The 19,798-nt window shown below is 67.5% G+C and carries 15 protein-coding genes and 1 pseudogene; 12 read left to right on the top strand and 4 right to left on the bottom strand.

The features are described from left to right. Positions 1-573: 573 nt before the first annotated feature. Positions 574-2,394: a chromosomal replication initiator protein DnaA gene (gene dnaA / locus EP757_RS10665; RefSeq protein WP_127544358.1), complete on the bottom strand. Its 1,821-nt coding sequence runs from the start codon at positions 2,392-2,394 to the stop codon at positions 574-576. A 593-nt stretch (positions 2,395-2,987) separates the two neighbouring features. Here dnaA and rpmH point away from each other — a divergent pair. From rpmH to EP757_RS10610, 11 genes and pseudogenes are all read left to right on the top strand, one after another. After that, positions 2,988-3,125, top strand: a complete 138-nt coding sequence (rpmH, locus tag EP757_RS10660; RefSeq protein WP_097329385.1) for a 50S ribosomal protein L34 — start codon at positions 2,988-2,990, stop codon at positions 3,123-3,125. 38 nt (positions 3,126-3,163) lie between these two features. Then, positions 3,164-3,520, top strand: coding sequence for a ribonuclease P protein component (rnpA, locus tag EP757_RS10655; protein ID WP_127544356.1), 357 nt, complete (start codon positions 3,164-3,166; stop codon positions 3,518-3,520). After that, positions 3,517-3,774, top strand: coding sequence for a membrane protein insertion efficiency factor YidD (gene yidD / locus EP757_RS10650; protein ID WP_127544354.1), 258 nt, complete (start codon positions 3,517-3,519; stop codon positions 3,772-3,774). Before rnpA ends, yidD begins: the two co-directional genes overlap by 4 nt. 1 nt (position 3,775) lies before the next feature. Continuing rightward, positions 3,776-4,801: a membrane protein insertase YidC gene (yidC, locus tag EP757_RS10645; protein WP_127544352.1), complete on the top strand. Its 1,026-nt coding sequence runs from the start codon at positions 3,776-3,778 to the stop codon at positions 4,799-4,801. A 99-nt stretch (positions 4,802-4,900) separates the two neighbouring features. After that, positions 4,901-5,476 carry a R3H domain-containing nucleic acid-binding protein gene (locus EP757_RS10640; protein WP_174262375.1) on the top strand — a complete coding sequence of 192 codons (576 nt, stop codon included), beginning with the start codon at positions 4,901-4,903 and terminating at the stop codon, positions 5,474-5,476. Positions 5,477-5,478: 2 nt separating this feature from the next. Then, on the top strand, positions 5,479-6,255 hold the full coding sequence (rsmG, locus tag EP757_RS10635; protein ID WP_127544348.1) for a 16S rRNA (guanine(527)-N(7))-methyltransferase RsmG: 777 nt from the start codon (positions 5,479-5,481) through the stop codon (positions 6,253-6,255). A 778-nt stretch (positions 6,256-7,033) separates the two neighbouring features. Next, positions 7,034-7,984, top strand: a complete 951-nt coding sequence (locus EP757_RS10630) for a ParA family protein (protein ID WP_305033609.1) — start codon at positions 7,034-7,036, stop codon at positions 7,982-7,984. Beyond that, positions 7,981-9,078 carry a ParB/RepB/Spo0J family partition protein gene (locus tag EP757_RS10625; RefSeq protein ID WP_127544344.1) on the top strand — a complete coding sequence of 366 codons (1,098 nt, stop codon included), beginning with the start codon at positions 7,981-7,983 and terminating at the stop codon, positions 9,076-9,078. Before EP757_RS10630 ends, EP757_RS10625 begins: the two co-directional genes overlap by 4 nt. A 1,017-nt stretch (positions 9,079-10,095) precedes the next feature. Then, a pseudogene (locus EP757_RS10620) lies at positions 10,096-10,739 on the top strand (IS5 family transposase); the annotation flags it as partial. A 418-nt stretch (positions 10,740-11,157) separates the two neighbouring features. Beyond that, a protein-coding gene (locus EP757_RS10615) for an IS5 family transposase (RefSeq protein WP_370457797.1) occupies positions 11,158-12,046 on the top strand; the annotation gives its coding sequence in 2 pieces (ribosomal slippage) (positions 11,158-11,522 and positions 11,521-12,046; 891 coding nt in all). A 2,634-nt stretch (positions 12,047-14,680) separates the two neighbouring features. Further along, positions 14,681-15,361 (top strand): hypothetical protein, encoded by a 681-nt coding sequence (locus EP757_RS10610; protein ID WP_370457796.1) that lies wholly within the window; start codon positions 14,681-14,683, stop codon positions 15,359-15,361. Positions 15,362-15,411: 50 nt separating this feature from the next. Here EP757_RS10610 and EP757_RS10605 read toward each other — a convergent pair whose 3' ends face one another. Next, positions 15,412-16,371 carry a D-alanine--D-alanine ligase gene (locus tag EP757_RS10605; protein WP_232050454.1) on the bottom strand — a complete coding sequence of 320 codons (960 nt, stop codon included), beginning with the start codon at positions 16,369-16,371 and terminating at the stop codon, positions 15,412-15,414. A gap of 8 nt (positions 16,372-16,379) precedes the next feature. Next, the gene (locus EP757_RS10600) at positions 16,380-17,690 is read right to left on the bottom strand and encodes a PLP-dependent aminotransferase family protein (RefSeq protein ID WP_127544340.1); all 1,311 of its coding nucleotides are present in this window, start codon (positions 17,688-17,690) and stop codon (positions 16,380-16,382) included. Positions 17,691-17,882: 192 nt separating this feature from the next. Between EP757_RS10600 and EP757_RS10595 the strand changes: the two genes are divergently transcribed. Next, on the top strand, positions 17,883-18,548 hold the full coding sequence (locus tag EP757_RS10595) for a GNAT family N-acetyltransferase (protein WP_127544338.1): 666 nt from the start codon (positions 17,883-17,885) through the stop codon (positions 18,546-18,548). Between the two features lie 22 nt (positions 18,549-18,570). Here the strand turns inward: EP757_RS10595 and EP757_RS10590 are convergent, their stop codons facing one another. Beyond that, positions 18,571-19,722: an N-acetylmuramoyl-L-alanine amidase gene (locus EP757_RS10590; protein ID WP_127544336.1), complete on the bottom strand. Its 1,152-nt coding sequence runs from the start codon at positions 19,720-19,722 to the stop codon at positions 18,571-18,573. Positions 19,723-19,798: the final 76 nt, after the last annotated feature.

The raw sequence follows: 19,798 nt of genomic DNA, 5'->3' as shown, positions 1-19,798 counted from the left end.
CGACCAGCCTTCGACCTGAGCCAGCGACCTCCGGCCCGAGTCCAGAGCAAGGGCTCGCCAACCGGGACTGTCAGAAAACGGTGCAAATCCTGGTCAAGGAGACACCGGATGACTGTGACGATCGATGCCGCCGAACGAGTCGGTCCGAGGTCCAAGCACGGGCGTACCGGCCCGGCCGAGTCGGCCTTGAGGGCGAGTTCGTGCCATCCCGCGGTGAGCTCGTTTGAGGCGAAGGCAGTGCGCAGAGGTGAGTAAGTCAGCCTTCAAGGTCGCCGGTGCTGCCTGGAGCGGGTCCGTCGAGGTAGCCGCCTGCCAACCTGAGCGGGCTTGCGCCTGCCAGGCCGGACCGGGGCGAGAGATCGTGCCGGCTTGTTCGACGGTGAGCGGGATCGTGCCGGACCACGGCTGGTGCACAAGGGAGAGGTGTTTGCCGAGGGCTGGGCGCGTAGCGGGTGGGTGGGCACGCCCGCCGGAAGGGGGGTCGCGGGCTTGAGCCGGACCTCAGGCCGTGGCCCCGACGCCGATTAGTGCCGTTTGTGCGGTTGGGGGCGCCGAGGGCGTCGTACAGGGGAATCAGGTGTTTTGTTTGATTCTGTTTGTCAGTTCGGCGATCTGGTTGTAGAGGGAGCGGCGCTCGGCCATGTGCTGGCGGATCTTGCGGTCGGCGTGCATGACCGTGGTGTGGTCGCGGCCGCCGAAGGCCTGGCCGATCCGGGGGAGGGAGAGGTCGGTGAGTTCGCGGCAGAGGTACATCGCTACCTGGCGGGCGTTGACCAGCACCCGGCTGCGGGAATGGCCTCGCAGGTCCTCGAGGGAGACGCCGAAGTAGTCCGCGGTGGAGACCATGATCTGGTCGGCGGTGATCTCCGGGCCGGCGCCGTCCGGCATGAAGTCGCGGAGGACCTCCTCGGCCAGGGAGAGCTGGACCGGGGAGCGGGTGAGGCTGGCGAACGCTGTCACCCGGATGAGGGCGCCTTCGAGTTCGCGGATCGAGTTCGAGACGCGGGAGGCGATGAACTCGAGGACGTCGGCGGGAGCGTACATCCGCTCCTGGGCGGCCTTCTTCTGCAGAATCGCGATACGCGTTTCGAGGTCCGGCGGCTGGATGTCGGCGAGCAGGCCCCACTCGAAGCGGGTGCGCATCCGGTCTTCCAAGGTCGCCAGCTGGCGCGGTGAGCGGTCCGAGCTGATGACGATCTGCTTGTTCGCGTTGTGCAGCGTGTTGAAGGTGTGGAAGAACTCCTCCTGGGTCCGCTCGCGGTTCTCCAGGAATTGGATGTCATCGATCAGCAGGATGTCGACGTCGCGGTATCGCCGCTGGAACGCCTGTGTCTTGTCGTCGCGCAGGCTGTTGATGAAATCGTTTGTGAACTCTTCGGTGGACACGTAGCGCACCGAACGCGCGTGGCCCAGTGTGGTGGCGTAGTGGCCGATCGCGTGGAGAAGGTGCGTCTTGCCCAGCCCGGAGCTGCCATAGATGAAGAGCGGGTTGTACGCCTTCGCCGGCGACTCGGCGACCGCGACCGCCGCGGCGTGCGCGAACCGGTTGGACGAGCCGATGACGAACGTCTCGAACATGTACTTCGGGTTGAGCCGGTTGCCGTCGTTGCCCCCGGGGCGCGGTGAGGCGCCGGGACCACGCAGATCGATCGGCGGGCGGCCGGGGCCGTTGTCGCCACGGGAGGGGATCGGCTCGTCGCGGCGGTCCGGGCCGAGGACGCCGGGGCGCTCCTCCGGGCGGCGCTGGTTCTCCCGCAGCTGAGCCGGGTCGCCGGTCATCCGGTGCGCGACGCCGTCGTTCGGGGCCTCCGGGCCGGACTCCGCGGGCCGGGCCGGCGGGCGGAACATCTCGGCCGGCGGCTGCGGCATCGGGTCGGCGAAGAGCGCCTCCTGGCCGTCACGGGCCGTCGGCACGCTGCGCGAATGCTGTGCCGAACCGGTCGGGTACGGCTCCTGCGGGTACGCCGGCTCGGGCGCACGCTGCGAACCCGGGTAGCCGGGCAGCTCGGGCTGGTAGGCGCCGGACTCGTTGTAGCGGGGCGGCTCGGCGTAGTGGCGAGGCTGCGGCTCCATCGGGGGCGCGGCTGCCTCTATCGGGGTTCCGTACACCGTTCCGGGGATACCGGAACCGTCCTCCGGGGGACGGACCGTGACCGCGACCTGTATCGGCCTGTTCAGCCGGCGGCTCAGCGCCTCGGTGATCGCCGGGCGCATCCGGGACTCGATGACGTCCCGGGTGAAGGCGTCCGGAACCGACAGGAGAGCAGTGTCCTCGACGATCGCTCGCAGCCGGACGAGTTGGAGATAGGCGCGCTGCTGCGGTGAGGCGATCTCGTCGGACAACTCACCCAGAGTTGCCTTCCAGACCTCACCAAGGTCGACCTGATCGGCCACCGCCGCGCCACCCCCATCGCCACCGACCCCCGGTGACCTTGTGTCCGGCCTTTCCGCCTGAGCGGCTGCCGGTGCCCGGTCCAGCACCGACGCGCACTCCCCAACCCACGTCCAGCTAACGTGCTGAACACGCACGGCGCCACCGGCTATCCACAGGTTATCCACAACCTGTGGCGTTGCTGGTGGCCGCTCCCGGCCGGACTGGTCGGCAGATGTACCGGAGCCTGTAGTGGCGCGGGCTGAAAACAGGCTCACCGTGGCGAACGATCCACCTGCTTGTCCGGTTTTGGCCGTTGCTTCGCGGTCTGCGAACGGCCGGTGAGACCAGCAACCGCGCACGCTAACAGCGGTGACAGGTGGACTACAACCACGGATCGGGCCCTCCGCCGCACGTTTGCAGGAAAAGATTCACTTTGTGCGCGGAAAGACCTGGTGCCTGCTGTTGAGTGCTGCCTGTCGACGTGCCGACCAAGGATATGGTTGACCGGCAGAACGGCTCTCCGTAGGGTTGGGCGGTTGCTCCGCCGCGTTCTGCTAAAGTGGCGTCTTGCAGCCGATGCCCCCTGGACGTAGTACGAAGACGGAGTTTTGACGTGAGCAAGCGCACCTACCAGCCGAACAACCGCCGGCGCGCCAAGACCCACGGCTTCCGGCTGCGCATGCGCACCCGTGCCGGTCGCGCCATCCTCGCTGCCCGCCGTGGCAAGGGCCGTGACAAGCTGTCGGCCTGATCCGACCGCTTGGACGAGTCCGGAATGCCCGGGTAGTCGTGCTTCCTGCAGCGCAGCGTCTGCGACGTAGCACGGATTTCGCCGCAGCGATCCGCGGTGGCCGTCGTGCCGGCCGCGGGACCCTGGTCGTTCACCTGCTTGTCGAGGAGCCGGCGTCCGCCTCTACGGCGTGCGCCGGCTTCGTCGTTTCCAAGGCGGTGGGCAACGCGGTGATCCGGAACAAGGTTCGCCGCCGGCTGCGTCACCTGGTTCAGCCGCATCTCGCGGACCTGCCCCCCGGGGCGTCGGTGGTGGTCAGAGCACTGCCGCCGGCCGCCGAGGCGTCGTTCGCCACCCTCGCCGCGGACCTGGAAGGGGCGATCGCGGCTGCCCGCAGACCCCGGCGGCCGCGATGAGCGTGGTCGCCCGGCTCCTGACCGCAGCGGTCGTCGCGTACCGTCGATACTTGAGTCCGGTGTTGCCGGCACGCTGTCGGTTCTATCCCTCATGCAGCGCGTACGCCCAGGAGGCCCTGGCGCGGCACGGTGCGGTGCGGGGGACGGGTCTGACTGTCTGGCGGCTCCTGCGCTGCCACCCTTTCCACCCTGGCGGGTACGACCCGGTGCCTGAGCGGATCCGTCACCGTCCTGCCGATGTGACTGGAGCTTAGATTGAGTCTCGACTGGATCTACACCGCCATTTCGTGGATCCTCCTGCGGTGGCATGCCCTGTGGGATTCCATCGGCATCCCCGATGAACGTGTGCTCGGCACCAACTGGGCCTGGATCCTGGCGATCATCTTCCTGGTCGTGACCCTGCGGATCATCCTGTTCCCGGTCTTCGTCAAGCAGATCAAGAGTCAGCGGGCGATGCAGGCCCTGCAGCCGAAGGTCAAGGCGCTGCAGGAGAAGCACAAGGGTGACAAGGAATCGCTCCAGAAAGAAATGATGGAGCTGTACCGGACGGAGAAGGCGAACCCGCTGATGGGTTGCCTTCCGATGTTCCTGCAGATCCCCGTCTTCTTCGGGCTCTTCCACGTGCTGCAGCACCTCGACCCGTCGATCTCCGACAAATACAAGCAGTTGTACGGGTGGTCGATCGAGCAGTTCGACAGCGCGGCGAACGCTCACCTCTTCAACGCCCCGATCAGCGCCAAGTTCGGCTCCACTCCGGCAGAGCTCGCGGCTGTCGGCGCCGACAGCACCACCGTGAAGGTGCTGGCCGGTGTCCTGATCCTGATCATGATGGGCACGACGTTCCTCACCAGCCGTCAGATGATCCTGAAGACCGGCTGGGCCGAGGACCCGCAGCAGAAGATGATCCAGCGCCTGATGCTCTACGGCATCCCGTTCTCGCTGCTGATCTCCGGTTCGCTGTTCCCGATCGGTGTGGTCATCTACTGGGTCACGAACAACCTGTTCACCCTCGCCCAGCAGCAGTGGGTGCTCCGCAAGTACCCGCCGGTGCAGATGAACAAGGGCGGCAGCAGCTCGTCCGCCCGCCCGGCCTCTTCCGGCTCGCGCACCGGTGCCGCCAACCCGGTGCAGCCCGCCCGTACCGGTGGACTCTTCGGCAAGAAGCAGGCCCCGGAGCCGGTCAGCCCGGTCGTGGACACCAAGGCGCTCGCTCCGAAGCCCGGCGCCAAACCGGTGAATCCCAAGAAGGGCGCCCGACCGGCGAACAAACCCAAGGGATGATCGCAGCTCCGGCCCGATTCAGGGCCGGAGCGCACCCCTCGGCCGCACAGACCTCCCCCGCTTCAGGCGGGAAACATCGGACACAACGGAGATGAGACCGTGACCGACACCAGCACTCCCCCTTCCGCTCCCGCCGACTCGGCGCCGGCTGCTGCCGACTCGGCCGCAGTCGACGAGACCGCGGAGACGAAGAAGTCGGAGAGCGTCGCCTCGGACAGCGACCTGTTCCGCCAGAGCGAGATCGCTGCGGACTACATCGAGGGTCTGCTGGACATCCTCGACTACGACGGTGACATCGACGAGCTGGTCTCGGCCGGCCGGCCGATGGTCGAGGTGGTCGGTGGCCGGCTGCAGCCGCTCGTCGGGCAGCGCGGCGCCACGCTCGAAGCCCTGCAGGAGCTCACCCGTCTGGCGATCTTCCGGGCCACCGGTTCGCCGAGCCGGCTGCTGCTCGACATCGGCGGCTACCGCGCGGCCCGCCGCAAGGAACTCGCCGCCGTCGCGCGCAACGCGGTCGAGAAGGTCAAGGAGCACGGCGACCCGGTTCGCCTGGAGGCGATGTCCGCCTTCGAGCGCAAGTGCGTGCACGACGTCGTGAACGCCATCCCGGGCGTGCAGAGCGAGTCCGAGGGCGTCGAGCCCAACCGCCGCATCGTGGTGCGCGTGGCGGACTGATCGTGACTGACCCACGCTACGGCGCGGGTGACAGCGGCCCGGGCGTTGATGCGCCCGGGCCGTCGTCTTCCCGCCTCCCTGAATCCTTTGAGGCCGCCGCTTCGGAGGTCTTCGGTGATCGGCTTCCGCTCGCCGTGCACTACGCCGAACTGCTCGCCACCGACGGCGTCGTCCGCGGGCTGATCGGCCCTCGTGAGACCCCTCGGCTCTGGGAACGGCACCTGATCAACTGCGGCGTGATGGCGCAGATAATCCCGATCGGCGCTTCGCTGGTCGACGTGGGCTCTGGTGCCGGTTTGCCCGGTATCGTGCTCGCAGTGGCGCGACCGGATCTTGCAATAACCCTGGTCGAGCCGCTGGCTCGGCGCACCGCGTTCCTCGACGAGGCGGTGGACATCCTCGGTCTGGACAACGTCACCGTCGTACGCGGACGGGCCGAAGAGGTCGCGGGTCACGTCGAAGCCGACATCGTGACGGCCCGTGCCGTGGCGGCCCTCGACAAGCTGGCCGGCTGGTGCCTGCCCCTCGCGAAGGTCGGCGGGCGGCTGCTGGCGCTGAAGGGTGCCTCCGCTGCCGAGGAGATCGCCTCGCATCAGGCGGCGCTGGTGAAGCTGGGCGCCGGGGAGATCGTCGTACGGCACTGCGGGGTGGGTTTGATCGACCCGCCCTCGACGGTGGTGGACGTGCTCAAGGAGCGCCAGGTTTCACGGGCAAAGGGTGGTTCGCGGGCTGCCTCTTCGGAGGGCGGTGGCGGGCGGAGGAAGACGCGGAGGAGATAGGCAGATGGGCAAGCGGGGTCGGCGGAGAAGATTCGGTCCCGCTTCTTCAGCGGTCGTTCCCCTGCCGTCGGATCTCGTGCTGTCTTCAGGTGAGGTGTCCGAAATTGAACCTCTGGCCGGGCCCCGTGTGGTCTCGGGATTCCTGGTTTGGCCTGCCGTGGACGGGGTGCTCCGGGAGTCCGCCGGTCCGTCGTCAGGCGCGGTGTTCGATTTGGTTCAGGGTGCCGTTTCGTCAGACGATGATCTGAGGGCTCTCAGGTCCACGGTGGCGCCCGAAGTGGTGACATTCGGGCGCGGGGTAGGGGCTGATGCCTCTGAGGCCGGTGAGGGCGTCTCCTTGCGGTTGTGGGAGTCGGTCCCCCGTACCGAGCCTGCTTCTTCTGTTTCGCATCAGGCTTCTTCTGTTTCGCATCAGGCTGACGGATCTCTGAGACTCGTCCCGGGAAAGATGGTGTTCCGGGAGGGGTTGCGCTCGACTCATCGGACTTCGGGCCATGGCAACACCTGCCCGACACCCGTAGGCTGGCTGGGCGTCGATAGTGTGGACCGGATTTCTGTTGCCGGGGCCCACGTTCTGCCGGCCAACCCGTTCCTAGCCAACAGGGATGAAGCGGTGCATGAGTACGGTGTTTCACGTGAAACCGAGTCGCCTCTCGACAGGCCGTCGGGAGTGAGCGTGGGAGGACCGCACGCCAGCGACGTTCCGCAGCCTCGCGCAGGGGGCTACGGCCCACCTGCGCAATACGACTATGGCGTACCGCCTTCGGCCTCCCCCTCGCTGACGCCTGGGGCACCACTTCCCGGTGTTCCCGTTCAGTCGGACGAGCATGTTTCACGTGAAACGCCGGGCGGGGTTGAGGACGATCCGCCCCTTGCCATGGAAGCGTTGCGAGCTGTGCAGATCCTCAACCCGAGCGGCGAGATCATCATGCCGCGCCCAGACCACCCCCGGGTGATTTGCGTCGCCAACCAGAAAGGCGGCGTCGGGAAGACGACCACGACGGTCAACCTGGCGGTGGCGCTCGCACTCCACGGCAACCGTGTCCTGGTGGTCGACCTCGACCCGCAGGGCAATGCCTCCACCGGTCTCAACGTGCCGCACCACGCCGGGGTGCCGGACGTCTACGACTGCCTGATCGACAACGTGCCGCTGGCCGAGGTGGCGCAGCCGGTCGAGGGGATTCCGAACCTGTTCTGTGTGCCGGCCACGATCGACCTGGCCGGTGCGGAGATCGAGCTGGTGTCGGTGGTCGCCCGTGAGTCGCGGCTCGCTCGTGCGATCGCCGGCCATCCGGAGAAGTTCGACTACGTCTTCATCGACTGCCCGCCGTCGCTCGGTCTGCTGACCGTTAACGCCCTGTGCGCGGCGCAGGAGGTGCTGATCCCGATCCAGTGCGAGTACTACGCGCTGGAGGGTCTCAACCAGCTGATCAACAACATCAACCTGGTTCGGCAGCACCTGAATCCGACGCTCGACGTCTCGACGATTCTTTTGACCATGTACGACCGGCGCACGCGGCTTGCGGACGCTGTCGAACAAGACGTCCGCAACCACTTTGGGACGAAGGTTCTGAACGCTGTCATTCCCCGAAACGTGCGAGTCTCGGAGGCTCCGAGCTACGGCCAGTCGGTGATGACCTACGATCCGGGATCTAGGGGTGCGACCAGCTATTTCGAGGCCGCCCTGGAGATCGCTATGCGTGGGGTCAACACAGGAGGCACGGCATGAAGAACCGTCCGCGGGGTGGCCTGGGCCGCGGCCTGGGTGCGTTGATCCCCACGGCGCCTGCTGCTGAACCGGCGGCGGCTCCCGAAGTGGTCGTTCCGTCGCCGGCCTCTGCTTCGGCTCCTGCTTCTGCTCCTGTGTCTGCTCCGGCTTCGTCCGGTGCTTCGTCCGGTGCTTCGTCCGGTGCTTCGTCCGCTGTCGCGACCTCTGGCTCGGCTCCTTCCTCTCCCTCTTCTTCGGCTGAGGATCTTGATCTGGCTCCGGTGCCTGGTGCGCGCTTCGCCGAGCTGCCCGTCACGGCGATCGAGCCGAACGCCAAGCAGCCTCGGCACGTCTTCGATGAGGAAGCGCTCGAAGAGCTCAAGACCTCCATTCAGGAGGTCGGCTTCCTGCAGCCGATCGTGGTCCGTGACATCGGTGACGGCCGATACGAGCTGGTCATGGGTGAGCGGCGGTGGCGGGCTGCCCAGGCCGTCGGCAAGGACACGATCCCGGCCATCGTGCGCAGCACCCCCGACGATGCGATGCTGCGGGATGCGCTGCTGGAGAACATTCACCGGGCCAACCTGAACCCTCTTGAAGAGGCGGCCGCCTACCAGCAGCTGCTTGAGGAGTTCGGCGCTACGCACGAGGAGCTGGCTCGGCGGATCGGGCGCAGCCGGCCGCAGATCTCCAACACGATAAGGCTCATGAACCTGCCGGCGCCGGTCCAGCGTCGCGTCGCCGCGGGCGTGCTGTCAGCGGGGCATGCTCGGGCACTGCTCGGATTGGACGACAGCGAAGCGCAGGAGAAGCTCGCGCTGCGGATCGTTGCCGAAGGACTGTCGGTTCGGGCCACTGAAGAACTCGTTCAGCTGGCCGTGGCTGATGGGCCGGTCAAGAAGGCCGCCCCGGCTCGGCGGGCCAAGGTGCACGCTCCCGCCCTGAACGACTTGGCGGAGCGGCTCTCGGATCGCTTCGACACCCGGGTGAAGGTCGACATCGGCCGCAACAAAGGGAAGATCACCATCGAGTTCGCCACGGTCGATGACCTTGAGCGGATAGTGGGCATGATCGGGGTTGAGGAAGAGGGCGCTGGGGCTCGAGGGGATGAGTAGCGTCTCCCGTCTTTGACACTTCTTGGGCGCGTGCCGGTGGGTGCGCGCCTTGCTTTTTGCCCGCGTTACGGACGTGAGAATCGTTCCGGCTGGTTCTGTCAGAACGATTCTCCTGAGATTTCTTTGTTCGGCCCGCGCGACTGTTGGCGGCTTCAGAATGAGTGGTTTGCTTCTTTTAGCCGAATCGCCTGTTGTTGGTCGTCGATGCGCGAGTCGGTGGGTCGGCTCCTGCCGGCTGCATGGTGCTTGGTTGTCCCCGCTTCTGCCTCTGTGGCGGGGCGATGGACACCCCGTCAGACGGTGTCGGCTGAACTGAGTTGCTCGACCGCAGATTGACGATGGCCCGCTGATTTCAGGTCGCCTTCGACCTTCCTTCCGGAGACACCGCAGATCATCGGGATGATGTCACGCGGCTTAGCTTACCGAGCTGCCGGCGAACCGGGGTGGCGCGCTTCGCTGTGGGCGTGCCGGACACGGGGGCATACGGCGATTGCGATGCATCTGGGTCACATGCGTTGCCTGCCACCTTCGCCTCGGTACCTGCCGTGCTCGTTGGATCGCGGAAAGGGGCCGACGGCAGGGGAGGCGGTGCGGCCATTGTGGTCTTCGGTGTCTGGCACCTCGACTGCCGAACAAGCCGAAGAGACACGGCGAGTAGCTAGGAGAGGTCTCTCTCCGAACTCAGCCCTCCTTTGAAGCCTTACGCACCCTTGCCTGCCGTTCTCGCTGGCTGGCTCAGATGTCTTGTCTTTGGGCGGGCAGATCTTGAGGCTTCGTGCGCTCGGAGCCGGAGAGCCGTCCGCTCTGACGGTGTGGCGCGAGCCGAAGGGAGTGGTTCAGTTGTCACACCTGCGTGATCTGGGATGAAAGCGATGCCTCTCTGGCGGTCCTGTAAATTTCGTGAAATGTGGCCGGCTTGAAGTTGCGGGTTGAATCTCCGCTGCTCTTCACCACCCGCGTGCCTCGCCGTAGGCCCTAGGCCGTGTCCTGCCGATCTGTTGATCAGTCTTGGTTGATGTGTCGGGTGTTGGGCGTGGTGAGCTGACGGACAAGGCGTGGGCGGTGATCGAGCCGCTTCTGCCGGAACCGGGCCGCAGGTCAGGCCGGTGGCGTGATCACCGCCAGATGATCAACGGGATTCTGTGGAAGTTACGCACCGGTGCGCCGTGGCGGGATCTGCCCGAGCGGTATGGGCCCTGGAAGACGTGCCATGAACGGTTGCGGCGGTGGACCGAGGGCGGCACCTGGGAGGCGATCCTGGCCCGTGCCCAGGTTTATGACGACGGTCAGCCGGTCGAGTGGGTCATCAGCGTGGACTCCAGCGTCGCGCGTGCCCACCAGCACGCCGCTGGAGCACGCAAAAGGGGGATCTGCCGGTGGTATCGCCATACCGGCGCAGGATGGTGAAGCGCTGGGCCGCTGGCCTGAGCACCAAGATTCATCTTGCGGTCGACAGACGTGGCCGACCGTTGTCGGTGCTGTTGACCGCCGGGCAGGCCGGCGCCAGCCCGCAGCTCATGCCTTTACTGGACGCGATCCGGGTGCATGACGGCGGGCCGGGCCGGCCGCGTAAGAAGCCGGACATGCTGATCGCCGACAAGGCCTACGCGCGTGATGTTTCACGTGAAACGACGGCTGGCGGTTTTCGACGAGTCGAGCCGAACTTGGGCCAGGTCTCGATCTGCAGCTCCGCGATCGGCCGGTCGGCAGCATGCCGGTTCCGGTTTCTTCCCAGCCGTTCCCGTTCCCGCCCGCCGTGATCCGCAGCGTTGGCAGTCTTGGCATGCCGAACGATCTGCGGCCGGTTGCTCTAGTGGGCGGACTGCTCTCCTCCAATCTCTGACGGACGCCTCTACCGTTGTCCACTTCAGGGGTGCCTGCGCCCCGGCGTCAAAGGGCGGGCTTGCGGCGGGCGGCCCTTCCAGTGCCGGGTTCTGGTGAGTGCCTATGAACTCAATGCCGATGCCGGGTTTCGGTGGAGTGCCATGGGTGAGGTACCTGAAGCAACTCTCGACTAGGCGGATGCCAGCGGCTAGGTTCTGTCTCTTAGATCATTGTGGCGATCATGGGCGTCGATCGTTGGCGCGTGGTGATCTGACGAACCAGGAATGGGCTGTGCTGGCGCCGTTGCTGCCGGCTCAGCCTGTTCAAGGCCGGCGGTGGCGTGATCACCGGCAGGTGATCAACGCGATCTGCTGGGTGAAGCGCACCGGTTCGCCCTGGCGGGATCTGCCCGAACGGTATGGGCCATGGAAGACGCCGTACCAGCGTTTTCGCCGGTGGGCCGCGGATGGCACCTGGGCGAGGTTGAAAGCGCAGGTCGTCACCCTTGCCGAGCTCGACGACGACATCGACTGGGACGCCCAGGTCGACGCGACGATCGTGCGAACCCATCAGCACGCGGCCGGGCAGCAAAAAGGGGCTCGGCATCGCCGAGACGCAGGCACGCGAAGGCATCGGACGCTCCCGCGGCGGGCTGACCACGAAGATCCATACCCTGGCCGACGGTCGGGGTAGGTCGCTGGCCTCACTGATCACGCCGGGGCAAGCCGCCGACACCCGCCAGTTGATCCCGTTGCTGAACCAGGTCCGGGTCGCTACACCCGGACCCCGGCGCCCGCGCGTACGTCCGAACTCGTTAACCGGTGATCGGGCGTACTCGTCACGGGCCAACCGGCAGGCGTTGCGGGACAAGCGCATCACCACGACGATCCCGCAGCCCAAGGATCAGATCGCCAACCGGCTGCGCAAAGGTCGTAACGGCGGCCGTCCGCCCGCGTTTGACCCGGACGCCTACAAGCGGCGTAACCAGGTCGAACGCGGCTTCAACCGGCGCAAGCACTGGCGCGGACTGGCCACCCGCTACGACAAGTTGGGCGCCCACTTCCAGGCCACCCTCGACCTCGTCGAAATGCTCGACTGGCTCCGAGCTGTACCCGACGGCCTTGATCTAAGAGACAGAACCTAGTCGAAGCCATGTTTCACGTGAAACGCGATCGGTCGGTTAGGGGGGCCGAACTATGGCGGTCTCTCCTCGTGGTTGAGATCTGGCTAGCGATGGAGTGGAACGGACGGATGCCGCCTCCACCGGGGCTAGTGCGCGGCACCGACTTCTCGTGGCGTTGCCGAGGGTCTGGAGATGTGGAGTGGGCGGGCATAGTGGCAGCGCGGACTGGCGAAGGAAGATCGGTAGCGGATGGGGAAGTGCCCCGGGTTGGCTCCGCTCTTCCTGCTAAGGCTTTGACAGCTTGATAAGGGCGGCGATTCTGGTCAGACAGACCGGGAAGGTCGGTCAACCCGAATTCTGGGTCGCGGCCCGCTCCCGCATCTCGCCAGAAAGCTGCCTTACGAGAGGCTGGCAAAGACCGTCCTGATGATGCGCCGACCGTAAGAGGCACGCGGTTCTGGAGCGTCCTGTCGGCCATCTGGTCCGGGCCGCGATTAGGACTTGGGGTTAGGGCGAATCGAACGCCCGGGCGCCGAAACTTGAACGGGGTCGCCCTCGCCGCCGGCGGGCGTGCGGTGTCGCTGCGGCCGAGCTCGCGCTGTGGGCTGGGCGGCGTCAGTGGGTCGCGGCGCCGTCGCTTCGGGCGTAGTGCCAATCGACTAAGGCATGCGTCGTTCGCTGATCAGGAAGGAACGCGTCGTTCGCTGACCTGGAAGGGACGGAATGATAGCGAGGACGCCCGGCCTCGGAACGGGCTCTTAGGCCCATCGCTTCGCAGCGGAAGACAGGCCATGGAGGGCGACCAAGCGGCGGACCGATCTATGGCGGACGCCAGGCGCGCGGCTCGCTCGCCCGAGCTTGTTCGGAAGCCCGGTGCTTTCGGGAAGGTATGGGCGACGGATAAGTCCTCGCTTGACGGCCTTGGAGACCGCCGCAGGGTGGGTTGGGACCACTTGGTGCTGGTGCGTTCGCCTCATGTGTGGGATCGACTCTGTGGTTCGGGACTTGAACGGCGATGCGATTTGGACTGGCGAAGGATCGCCGGTGCTTGCGGAGCACTGAGGTGTTGCCCGCGTTTGGGTGAGGTCAGTACGTCCGCGGCTCTTCATGGATGGTGTTTGACGGTCTGCTGGAGGACGCTGCGCACTTCAGCAGTAGCCCTTCCCATGGGCGTCGGTCGTGCGCACGAGGTAGACGTGGCTGTCACCGAGGCGGCAAAACGCTCGGGCGCACACGACGGCAGAAAGGCTGGAGGCACATGACGGCAGAGGCTGGGGCGCGCGACGCTGGAGGAGGGGCCGGCCGGGCGCTGCGCGCAGGAGGATGTCGTGGTGTTAGGGGAGACATAGCGCTGGCGCTGGGCAGGGGTCAGTCGGGCATGGAATGGCGACATGCTTGGGCGCAGAAGACGGCGAAATGCGGGGGGCGGCGAGGGGTGCCAGGGCTGGCGAGGTGCTGCGCGCAGGAGACGCCAGGGTATTAGAGGGAGGCGCAGGGGCGGCTGGCGCTGGGGATGGCGTGAGACTTGGGCGCGGGCGATGGCTTGCGCTGGGTATGGCGTGACGTCTGGGCGCGGAAGATGGCGGGCTCCCGGGACGGCGTGACGTCTGGGCGCGGAAGACGGCGGGCTCCCGGGACGGCGTGACGTCTGGGCGCGGAAGACGGCGGGCTCCCGGGACGGCGAGACGTCTGGGCGCGGAAGACGGCGGGCTCCCGGGACGGCGAGACGCCTGGGCGCGGAAGACGGCGGGCTCCCAGAGCGGCGAGACACTTGGCCGCGGAAGACGGTGGGCGCTGGTATGGCGAGACGCCTAGGCGCAGGAGACGGTCGGGTGTCACGGGAACTGGGTTTCGGGGACGTCAGCGCATCGGAGAAAGCGGACCAGGTTCCAGCCGCCAGCGGAGCGCGTGTGACAGCGACTCGGCGAGGACGCTCGCTGTGGCTGTCGCTACTGGGCTATGTCACCAACGCCCACCGTCGGCTTGGGGCTCGGAAGCGGACCGTGCTTTCGCCCGCTGAAACAGCCGACGCTGCCCCAGACACAACACAGTGACGCAAGTCACGCTCGCGTTTCACGTGAAACGACGGCCATGAAAACGCATCGCTCTCACCCATCGACGGCACACCGACCCCTCACCCGTTTCACGTGAAACCTGTCTCCCTCGGGTGGGCGTCCCCCGACCGGCGTACACCCGCCCGCCCGAAACCAACCCAACAACCTCCCGCCGCACCCCGCCAACCAAGAGACGCCCATCCCTCGACAGCCATACGCCAACACCACTATCCACAACCTGTGCGTGGAACCTGTTGAAAAACCACCGCGCCCCGTTTCACGTGAAACGCTGCCTATGTCGTCGGCACTGTCCACCGCTCTATCCACAGGGTCCACACGCGTTCTACGTCGGGTTTCACGTGAAACACAGCTGCCTGTGGATAACTTCTGTGGATAACTTGGGGATGGTTGTGTGGAGAGCGCCACTCTCACACCCATCAACGCCTGACCGCCGCTCGGGCGGGTGTAAAGACGTCCCTCCGTCGTGCGAAATTGACCCAGGACAGCCCCTCCTGAGCTGGGCTAAGGTCACGTCGTGTCCGAGAACACCGCCCCCCTGCCTGACTTCACACGTTGGCCGTCTTTCCCCTTTGAGGGGGACATGCGGGTCAAGAAGCTTGCGCCGCCCGTGGAGGTCGAGCCGCCCCGAAGTGGCGAGGACGCGTCCGACTGTGTGGCGTGCAGCACGCACGACGACGCGTACATCTGGGTCAGCGAGCGCTGGCGGGTGCGTGCGATGGACCGCCCGACCGGCCTGCCGATGGTCCTGATCCTGGAGTGCCGCTCGCACCTCGACCTCGGTGATCTCCCCAACATGCTGGCGGCCGAGCTCGGCGTCATGACCGTGCGGCTGGAGCGGGCGATCCGCTCCCTCGACGGTGTCGCGCGGGTGCACGTCAACCGATGGGGTGATGGTTCCGCGCATCTGCACATGTGGTTCCTGGCGAGGCCCTATGGGCGCCTGCAACTGCGCGGCACGTTCCTCTCCCTCTGGGACGATCTCCTGCCGGTCATCCCGGAGGCCCAGTGGCGGGAGAACCTGGCTCTCGTCGCCGCCTGGCTGGCCGACTTCGGCGGCAAGGCCAACGCCGAGCCGGCCCACATCCAATGGGAGTCCCCGGCCACGTTCACGGTCCCGACCACGGCCACCGCCACGGCCCAAGATCCAGAGCCCGAGGAAAGACCAAAGACCTTGGAGGACGTACGGGTGACCGAACCGCCCGCGACCCCTCAACCAGAAGTAGGGCCGATAGCCGACGTCCCCGCCACGCGGCAGTCCTGAGGCACGAAAAAGGGGGCCCGATCGGGCCCCCTTTTCACCACCGAGCCGACTCAGGAAGCCCGCGCCACCGCCCGCTCCACAAGAGAGCTGAGCAGCTCACCGAGATCCACCCCAGCGGCCTGCACCGCCAGCGGCAGCAATGACGTCTCCGTCATCCCCGGCGACACGTTGCACCCGAGAACCTGCGGCTCGGAGTCCGAACCGACGATCACGTCGATCCGGGACAGGTCCCGCAGCCCCAGAGCCTTGTAGGCGGCGAGCGCGATCTCGGACACCCGGGAGGCGACGGCCGGCGCGAGCCGGGCCGGCACGTGCCACGTCGTCAGCCCTGCGGTGTAGCGGGCCGCGTAGTCGTAGACACCGTCGCGCGGCACGATCTCGACGATCGGCAGTGGTTCCGGGCCGGAACCGCGGTCGACGATCGAGACGGCCACGTTGGTGCCGGTGACGAACTGTTCGACGAGCGCCGTCGAGTCGTACGCGAAACACCCCACCATCGCCGCCGGCAGGTCCGCCGCATCGCGCACGACGGCGGCGCCGAGTCCGGACCCGCCCTGTGCCGGCTTCACCATCAGCGGCAGGCCGAGGCGTTCGACGATCCGGTCGAGGACGGCGACGGCGCCGAGTTCGGAGAACCGGTCGTGCGGCAGCGCCACCCAGTCCGGCGTCGGTATGCCTGCTTCGCGCAGCATCGACTTCGCCGACGGCTTGTCCCAGGCGAGCCGGGCCGTACGAGCGTCAGCGCCCACATAGGGCACTCCGCACAGGTCCAGAACGCCCCGCAGCGAACCGTCCTCACCGGTCGCGCCGTGCAGCGCGATGAACGCGGCGTCCGGCGGGTCGGCCGCGAGAGCCGGCAGCAGCGAGACGTCGGCGTCGTGCAGCTCGGCAGTCAGGCCCGCGGAGCGCAGCGCGTCCAGTACCCGGCGGCCGGACCGCAGGGACACGTCACGCTCGTATGAGAGGCCACCGGCCAGCACCAAAATCCGCAACTCGTCACCCGTACGCATAGGGCTGATCATGCCAACTCGTGGCCGGGGGTGTCGGCAGCGGCCGGACCACGACGGCGCTGGGACCCGAAGGCGCTGGAAGCGCCGAAGACGGCACGCATCTCCAGCTCCTTCTCCATCACCCCGGACAGCCGCCGCACGCCCTCACGGAGCCGCTCCGGCGACGAGAACGAGAAGTTGAGCCGCATGTTGCTCCGGCCCGTCCCGTCGGCGTAGAAGCCGGTGCCGGGCACGTACGCCACCCGGGCGGCGATGGCCCGCGGCATCATCGCCTTCGAGTCGAGGCCCTCGGGCAGCGTCGCCCAGATGAACAGCCCACCGGTCGGGCGGGTCCACGTGGTGCCCTGCGGCATCAGATCGTCGAGGGCGTCGAGGAGGGCGTCCCGGCGTTCGCGGTAGATCTCCCGGTACGCCTTGATCTGCTCCTGCCACGGCATGGTCGTCAGGTACTGCGTGACGGCGCCCTGGGCGAACGCGCTCGGGCAGAGCACGTTGGCCTCGCTCATCATGACCAGCTTCTCCCGGACGGCGTGCGGCGCCAGGATCCAGCCGACCCGCAGACCGGGCGCGAACGTCTTGGAGAACGTGCTGACGTAGAACACGCCGTCCCGGCGACGGGAACGCAGCGGACGTGGTGCCTCGCCCTCGAAGGAGAGCAGACCGTACGGATCGTCCTCGATCACCAGGAGGCCGGCCCGCTCGCAGATGTCGAGCACCTGCTCGCGCCTCGCCTCGGAGAGGGTCATGCCGCCCGGGTTCTGGAAGGTCGGGATCGTGTAGAGGAACTTGGCACGGCGCCCTGCTCTGGCTGTCGCCGCGATGGCTTCCTCGAGTGCTGCCGGGATCAGGCCCTCGGCATCCATTGCCACGTGCTGCACCTGTGCCTGGGCGGCCTGGAAGACGCCGAGTGCGCCGACGTACGTCGGCCCCTCGGCGAGCACCACGTCGCCCGGATCCAGGAAGAGCCGTGCCAGGAGGTCGAGGGCCTGCTGCCCGCCGACGGTGACCACCACGTCGTCGGGGGACGCGCCGGTGATGCCGGACAGGGTCATCACGTCACAGATCTGCTCGCGCAGCTCGATCGTGCCCTGGCCGATGCCGTACTGCAGGCTGGTGGCGCCCTGCTCGGAGCCGAGCCGGTTCAGCATCTCGCCGACGGCGTCGAGGGGGAGGGCGGCGATGTACGGCGAGCCTCCGGCCAGCGACACCACCTCCGGGCGGCTGGTCACGGCGAAGAGGGCGCGGATCTCGGATGTCGTCATCCCGCGCACCCGTCGCGCGTACCGATCGGTGTAATCGTCCTGAGTTGTGCCGGTCATGCGGCTCTCACCTCGTTAATCAATGGGTTGAGACGTCCTCGATAGTAAACGGGAAAGCCACCGTTGAGACCGGTCGTCCCACGGCACCGTTGCCCGACCTGCTCCCGTTCATGGTGATTCCGGCGTAGGATTCGCCGGGGGGCGCGGGCGAGCGTTTCCACTCCGTCCCGGTCTGCGTGCAGGGGGTTCGCCATGTCGCGGCGCCTGGTCAATCTCACTCTCGACACCCTCGAGGACCTGCCCCGGCCGTGTCGGCAGTGCGTCTACTGGGAACTCGATCCGGTCTCGGCCGAGAGGGCCTGCGCCACCGGCGACCCGGGTCTGGAGAAGGAGGCCTGGGTCTCCCAGACGCTCCTGGAGTGGGGTTCCTGCGGCAAGCTGGCCTACGTCGACGGCATGCCCGCCGGTTTCGTGATGTATGCGCCTCCGGCCTACGTCCCCCGTTCGATGGCCTTCCCGACGTCACCTGTCTCCGCCGACGCCGCTCTGCTCACCACGGCCAAGGTGGTGCCCGCGTTCGCCGGCGGCGGTCTCGGCCGGATGCTGGTGCAGGGTGTCGCCCGTGATCTGACGAAACGCGGGATCAAGGCGATCGAGGCGTTCGGCGACGCGAAGGCCGGTGAGGCCGACGAGGACGAGGAGCGCGCCGGCTCGTGCGTGGCCCCGACCGACTTCTTCCTGTCGGTGGGCTTCAAGACGGTCCGCCCGCACTTCCGTTACCCGCGTCTGCGGCTGGAACTGCGGACGGCCCTGTCCTGGAAGTCCGACGTGGAGTACGCGCTGGAGAAGCTGCTCGGCTCGATGAGCCCGGAGAAGCTGCTGCGGCCGTTGCCGGCGACCAGTTCGGCGGAGAACTGAGGCCGGCCGGCGCGGCGGAGAACTAGGCCCGGTCGGCCAGAGCCAGGCGCAGCTGGCGGACGTCGATCGAGCCGGTCGGCACGTCCCGTTCCACCGGGAAGTACATCCGCTGCACCGCGGCGAGCAGCGCCTCGACGATCTGCTCGCGGAACATCGGGTCGATCAGACGCTCCCGGTCGTGCGGGGAGGTCAGGTAGCCGAGGTCGACCCGGACAGTGGGCATCCGGGTGAGCCGCAGCAGGTCCCAGGTCTTCGCGTGGGTCCGGCAGTCGTGCAGGCCGGTGCGCACCACGATCTCGCGCTGCACCAGGTTGGCGAGGCGCTCGCCGACCGTGGAGCTCAAGCCGTTGCCGGTGCCGTAGTGGTAGGTGGCGACACCCTCCGCGGACGAACTGGACAGCCCGTCGAGGTGCAGCGAGATCAGCAGGTCGGCGCCGAGGCTGTTGGCGAGCGCGGCCCGCTCGGAGCCGCTCATCGGAGCAGCCGGGGACGGCCCGCGGGTGAGGTGCACGCGCATGCCGGCCGCGGCGAGCCGGCCCTCGAGCCGGGAGGCCAGGTCGAAGACGAGGTCGGCCTCGTTCCACCGGAGCGGGCCGTCCGGCACGACCACGCCGGTGTCGTCACCGCCGCCGTGGCCCGGGTCGATCACGATGGTCTTGCCGACGAGGTTGGGGCCGGACTGGCGGAACGCCTCGGCCTCGCGCAGCCACTGCGGGCGGCCGCCGACGACCTTGCGGCCGAGGCGCTGCAGCGCCTTCATGGTCTGCGGGCCGCAGGAGCCGTCCGGGGAGAGCCCGACCTCACGCTGGAACTGCGCAACGGCCCGGGCCGTGCGGGCGCCGTAGATCGCGTCGGGGCGGCCGGTGTCGTAACCCATCTCCAGCAGGCGCTCCTGGAGCGTCCGCACGTCCTCGCCGACCAGCGGGTCGGGGACCGAGTGGAAGAGCGTCCGCGAGCCGAGACGCCAGCGGGCCGCGTCGAGTGCTCCCCACGTCTCGTCACCGACCATGCCGTCGATGCCGAGACCGCGACCCTGCTGGAACGCGCGCACCGCGTCGACCAGCGCCTCGTCGAAGACATCCGGCTCGGCCTCGGCGAGCAGATCCAAGCCGACCAGGATCGACCGGATCTCGGAAACGGCAGGACCAGTGTCTCCGCGTCGGATGGACCGCACTCAGAACTCCCTAGGTGGCGAGGGGAAAGAGGACCCCGACGAGCGTACGCCCCGCGTCCCAGAACGGACGCGGGGC

This window comes from Actinoplanes sp. OR16 (assembly GCF_004001265.1).
In the GTDB taxonomy this organism is placed as follows: Bacteria; Actinomycetota; Actinomycetes; order Mycobacteriales; family Micromonosporaceae; genus Actinoplanes.
The sequence above is the reverse complement of the archived record's forward strand: the minus strand, read 5'-3'. Positions and strand labels throughout refer to the sequence as shown.

Bases quoted from the DNA above. Each gene is read 5' to 3' on its own strand.
- yidD (WP_127544354.1), top strand. From the start codon at position 3,517: ATGAGCGTGGTCGCCCGGCTCCTGACCGCAGCGGTCGTCGCGTACCGT.
- EP757_RS10610 (WP_370457796.1), top strand. From the start codon at position 14,681: ATGCGGGTCAAGAAGCTTGCGCCGCCCGTGGAGGTCGAGCCGCCCCGA.
- EP757_RS10605 (WP_232050454.1), bottom strand. From the start codon at position 16,371: ATGCGTACGGGTGACGAGTTGCGGATTTTGGTGCTGGCCGGTGGCCTC.
- EP757_RS10595 (WP_127544338.1), top strand. From the start codon at position 17,883: ATGTCGCGGCGCCTGGTCAATCTCACTCTCGACACCCTCGAGGACCTG.
- EP757_RS10600 (WP_127544340.1), bottom strand. From the start codon at position 17,690: ATGACCGGCACAACTCAGGACGATTACACCGATCGGTACGCGCGACGG.
- EP757_RS10625 (WP_127544344.1), top strand. From the start codon at position 7,981: ATGAAGAACCGTCCGCGGGGTGGCCTGGGCCGCGGCCTGGGTGCGTTG.